Here is a 3604-nt window from a genome sequence, read left to right as displayed (position 1 = left end):
AGGTACGCAGTTTTCCCGAGAGGTTACTGGACAAAACGCGGACGTTTTGACAGGACAGTTATCACTGTAGACCCGAGAAGAACTCCAACTGCTGAAGCATCCGACCTGCACGTACAGCTCAAACCCGGTTCGGATTACGAACTGATCAGTGCACTTATGACCTTGCTTCACGGAAAAACTCCCCATCCTTCAGTAGAAGAAATCACAGGAGTCCCTATCCCTGTTATGGAAGAAATGCTCGATATGATGAAGAACTGCACCTTCGGAGCTATCTCAGTGGGACTCGGGCTTTCCTCATCCATCGGAAAACACAGAAATGCCGAAATTGCAATGAACCTGGTAAAAGAACTGAACAATTTCACAAAGTTCACCCTTGGAGCTCTACGTGGTCACTGCAATGTGGCAGGCTTTAACCAGGTCGCTGCCTACATGTACGGCTACCCCTTCGGACTTGACTTCATGCGTGGACACCCGCGTTATAATCCTGGAGAGTTTACAACCGTAGATTTGCTTCGAGAAAAGGACGTGGATGCAGCTCTTGTAATGTGTGCTGACCTTGTCTGCCACATCCCTGCAGATTGCGCTTCTTTACTCGCTGAGATGCCTATGATCTGCGTGGATATCGCTCCCTGCCCCACCGTAGCTGCTTCGGATATTGTACTTCCGGGAGTCATTGACGCTATGGAATGTGACGGGACCTTCTACAGGCTCGACGATGTGCCAGTTCACTTCGAACCCTTTACAAGCTCGCCTTTCGAGTTCACGAAGAGCAATGAGGACACCTTAAAACAGCTCTTTGAGAAGGTCAAAGCAAGAAAGTAAGTTCAGTCTGTTCTCACGTATTCTTTAAAGGATAGTGCAAAACAAACAGCTAATGTGGGAGTGATTAAAGCTCTCACTTTTTTTTCGTTTTATTTTCCTGTGGATACGATACCAAAATTTAGTGCTGAAGTTAGAATTAAAAATCATTTTATTTTGAAAATGGTTACAATCCTTTGAATATGACCTGCCGGTTGATGCCGGGAAATCTCGAATTCTTATTTTTCAACCCCTCTTCTTTCCATTACTGTATACCTATTTTTCTTTCAATATCGTGTGACTGCCATAACTGCGACTGTAGTTGAAGTTTAAGTAATTCTTTAATATGTAGGGGTACATTTATGACTTGCTAAAACTGGCTGAATCACAGTTAACAAAGATTGAAAAAGGAGTATGTGAAAATGCCACAGGAAAATAAAAACAATAAGCTTTATTACGTTATCATTGCACTATCAGTTGTTCTGGCGCTGATGTCAGCAACGATATATGCCATTTCACAGAGTGGGTCCGAAAATAATACGGAAAATACGATTTCCATTAGTGGATATGCTGAACAGAAAGTTATCCCTGACACGGCAACACTGAACATTGGTGTTGTAGTTCAATCTGAAACTGCAAAGGAAGCGACAGATAAAAACGCAGCCCTTATGAACGCTGTAATAGCAGAACTCAAAGCAACGGGATTGCAGGACAAGGAAATACAGACATCTTATGTTTCCGTATCCCCGGTATACAACTATGATGCAAATGATACGCAAACAATTAAAGGTTACTCTGCATCCAATAGTGTGCAGGTCACAACCCAAAATCTTGACAACCTGAGTGAGATCATTGACAGGTCCACGGCCGCTGGAGCTAATGATATTGGAAGCATTTCATTCTCGGTATCCGATGATAAACAAAAACAGCTTCGTGAAGACCTGATGAATGAAGCCGTAGCAGATGCATCCTCTAAAGCCACTACGCTTGCTAAGAGCCTGGGAACTAAGATAACCGGCGTGCAAACTTCATCTGTAAGTGACAACAGTGGTTCCAGAGCAATTTACGAATACGATATGGCAACAACAGCAAAGGGAGCAGAGTCCACCCCAATTCAGCCAGGCGAGTCTACCGTCTCAATGTCAGTACAGGTTACGTACTACATTGAATAAGAAATTTGGACTAAGTAATTTGGACTAAGTAATTTGGACTAAGTAATTTAAGCACTGAAGTATATCACTGAAGTATATCACTGAAGTATATCACTGAAGTATATCACTGAAGTATATCACTGAAGTATATCAATGATCAGGAGTTGCAGATAAAGGTTATTTGCAACTTCCCGATCAATGCATCTTTTTGTATCATCTATCGGTTGACGCCTATAGTCTTCTTTTTTACTTTTTATACGTGATTTTCTGAGATTGCAATATAATTGCAACAATACGCATCTTTTTCGCTCCACTCCCCGAATTGCACCTCAAGATTACGCGGTTCTTTTCACTTCGCTCAAGATAACTTATTTTTCATTTTATTCTCATTTTCTGAATTCAGAATTCTCTTCACAGTACTGACACAGCTTTTTTGACAGAATGCAGTCAAAATAGGTAGAAAAAATATCCCTTAAAGATCATCTTTTTAAGCACATTATCATAAAAATATAAAAAGTTAAAAAGTATTTTATGCTCCTCCAGTGTCTTACGCAAGGAACTTACATAGTTGAGCTTTGAAGCCCCTACCTATCTGTACTGTCTATCGGAGTTTGCTATCAAAAGAGTAAACAATACTGCACTTAAATTCGCGCCCTTTCGAGTATACATTGAATGTTTATAATATGGAATAGAGCATAATGGAATAGAGCATATAAAGGAATTCAGAGAGATTTCATGGACATACACTATTGCTTGAAGCGGATTGCGCCAGCACAAATTTGATTCTTAAACCTTCTGGGCCTCTGAAGTTCGGGATATTATTGCATGATACTTGTACTCATAATACATTGATTTTACAAAGATAGTTTCAAAACCATATCTATCTGCTATTTTTTTAACTGCATAGGGGTTGTGGGCAAACCCAAGAATATCTCTTGGTCGATTACTCAAGCTTGCAGATAACATAACTTTAAACTCAAAACCTATTTTGCGTAAAATTTTCCAGAGGTCAGCATCTTGTGAGAATAGCCCCATTTTCCATAATGGATATAAACGGGGGTCAAGTATGTCAAACAGCACTATTTTACCCCCTTTATTAAGGTAATTTGATGCATTAGAGATAAAGCTATCAAGTTCTTGCAATGTAAAAAACTGAATCACTCCAGCTGCAGTTATTCGATCAAAAGAACATTCCAGTTTGTCCCAGACAGTTTTATCATCAGCCTGAATTAACGATATATTATCATATTTTCTTTCCTTGATTTTTTTGCTTGCTTCATCAAGCATGGATTCGGAAAAATCAACTCCTACGAGCTGTTCATATTCCGGCGCATAGTAAACCAGGAGCTCGCCTGCACCGCATCCAAAGTCAAGCAGGGTTTTGCCCCCATCAAGATGGAACAGTTTTTCCTTTGCTTCCATGAAAATAAATTCCTCATCTGAAGATCTGTGGCCACCGTCTCTCCGATCTGCGAAAAATTCTACCCAAAAATTTTTTAGTTTGGATACGTTTTTTTCACTCTCCACAAACATTCTTTCTCTACTCCAAATCTCACTTTTTTCTATATCTTCCTTATAATATCAAAATGAGTTATTATTTAAGAGCTTATATCGCTTATTTGGCGGCTTAAATATATCGCACTTTCCGCAGTAAA

The 3604-nt window shown here is 39.9% G+C and carries 3 protein-coding genes; 2 read left to right on the top strand and 1 reads right to left on the bottom strand.

All coding sequences use genetic code 11. The annotated features are described in order from the left end of the window. Positions 1 to 822: formylmethanofuran dehydrogenase subunit B (locus A9239_RS14015; protein WP_069575350.1), on the top strand; the 822-nt coding region annotated here is incomplete at its 5' end. A gap of 398 nt (positions 823 to 1220) precedes the next feature. Beyond that, on the top strand, positions 1221 to 1970 hold the full coding sequence (locus A9239_RS14010) for an SIMPL domain-containing protein (protein WP_048120215.1): 750 nt from the start codon (positions 1221 to 1223) through the stop codon (positions 1968 to 1970). Between the two features lie 765 nt (positions 1971 to 2735). On the opposite strand, the gene A9239_RS14005 is transcribed toward A9239_RS14010, so the two are convergent. Then, positions 2736 to 3482: a class I SAM-dependent methyltransferase gene (locus A9239_RS14005; protein WP_048120214.1), complete on the bottom strand. Its 747-nt coding sequence runs from the start codon at positions 3480 to 3482 to the stop codon at positions 2736 to 2738. Positions 3483 to 3604: the final 122 nt, after the last annotated feature.

The sequence above is a fragment of the Methanosarcina sp. A14 genome, from assembly GCF_001729375.1.
In the GTDB taxonomy this organism is placed as follows: domain Archaea; phylum Halobacteriota; class Methanosarcinia; order Methanosarcinales; family Methanosarcinaceae; genus Methanosarcina; species Methanosarcina barkeri.
This window is presented reverse-complemented; position numbering and strand designations above follow the sequence as displayed.

Bases quoted from the DNA above. Each gene is read 5' to 3' on its own strand.
- A9239_RS14010 (WP_048120215.1), top strand. From the start codon at position 1,221: ATGCCACAGGAAAATAAAAACAATAAGCTTTATTACGTTATCATTGCA.
- A9239_RS14005 (WP_048120214.1), bottom strand. From the start codon at position 3,482: ATGTTTGTGGAGAGTGAAAAAAACGTATCCAAACTAAAAAATTTTTGG.